1 protein-coding gene and 1 pseudogene are annotated in these 1,193 nt (G+C 63.4%); both read right to left on the reverse strand.

Features of this window, described 5'->3' with window-relative positions; translation table 11 throughout:
- On the reverse strand, positions 1–990 hold a 990-nt coding region (gene ugpC, locus ENZ75_RS32350; RefSeq protein WP_245481345.1), incomplete at its 3' end, for a sn-glycerol-3-phosphate ABC transporter ATP-binding protein UgpC.
- 4 nt (positions 991–994) lie between these two features.
- Positions 995–1,193: pseudogene (locus ENZ75_RS32355) on the reverse strand (carbohydrate ABC transporter permease); the annotation flags it as partial.

Below are 1,193 nucleotides of genomic sequence, written 5' to 3' on the forward strand. Positions count from 1 at the left end.
GAAGGCGAAGAAGATGCAGACCGGGATCAACGCCAGGATGGATGCCGCCATCATCTGTCCCCAATCGACGGCGAACTTGCCGATGAAGGTGAGCAAGCCCACCTCGCCCTTCAACGCACCGTCGTCCGCCAGCTTGATATGCTCGGGCCGCAAACCGACGGTGATGGCGTCACCGTGGGTCAGTGGCAAGTCTTCCGGCAGCCGCAGCGCCTGGCCGTCGGCCAGTACGGCCTCCAACGTAGCGCCCTTGCGAACCGTCGCCGGCAGAAAATTCATGCCGGGCGAACCGATGAAACCTGCAACGAACATGTTGGCCGGCCGGTCGTAGAGATCGAGCGGCGCGCCGACCTGCTGGATCAGCCCGTCATGCATGACGACGATCCGGTCGGCCATGGTCATCGCCTCGATCTGGTCGTGCGTGACATAGACCGATGTCGTCTTCAGTTGCTGGTGCAGCGCCTTGATCTCGGCGCGCATATGGACGCGCAGCTTGGCGTCGAGGTTCGACAGCGGCTCGTCGAACAGGAAGACCTTGGGGTCGCGCACGATCGCCCGGCCCATGGCGACGCGCTGGCGCTGGCCGCCGGACAATTGCCGCGGCAGGCGCTGCAGGAAGGTATCGAGCCCGAGCCGCTTGGCGGCGCCGTCCACCCTGGAGTCGATCGTCGCCTTCTCCGCCTTCTTCAGGAGCAGGCTGAAGCCCATGTTCTTCGACACGTCCATATGCGGATAAAGCGCGTAGGACTGGAACACCATGGCGATGTCGCGGTCCTTGGGTGCTACGTCATTGACCAGCCGCTCGCCAATGCGGATCTCGCCGCCGGAAGCCTCCTCCAGCCCGGCGATCATGCGCAAAAGCGTGGACTTGCCGCAGCCCGACGGGCCGACCAGGACGACGAACTCGCCATCGGCGATTTCAAGGTCGACCGCGTGCAGGACGCGGACGGCGCCATAATCCTTGCGGACCTTATCGAGCGTAACAGAGGCCATCGATCTATCCTTTGACGGCGCCGGCGGTCAGGCCGGTGACGAGATAGCGTTGCAGGAAGGCGAAGAAGATGCAGACCGGGATCAACGCCAGGATGGATGCCGCCATCATCTGTCCCCAATCGACGGCGAACTTGCCGATGAAGGTGAGCAAGCCGACGGCGAAGGTCTTCTGGTCGTCGCTGGAAATCAGCATTAGCGCGAAC

The sequence above is a fragment of the Mesorhizobium sp. M7A.F.Ca.CA.002.04.1.1 genome (genome assembly GCF_004022805.1).
GTDB classification, from domain to species: Bacteria; Pseudomonadota; Alphaproteobacteria; order Rhizobiales; family Rhizobiaceae; genus Mesorhizobium; species Mesorhizobium ciceri.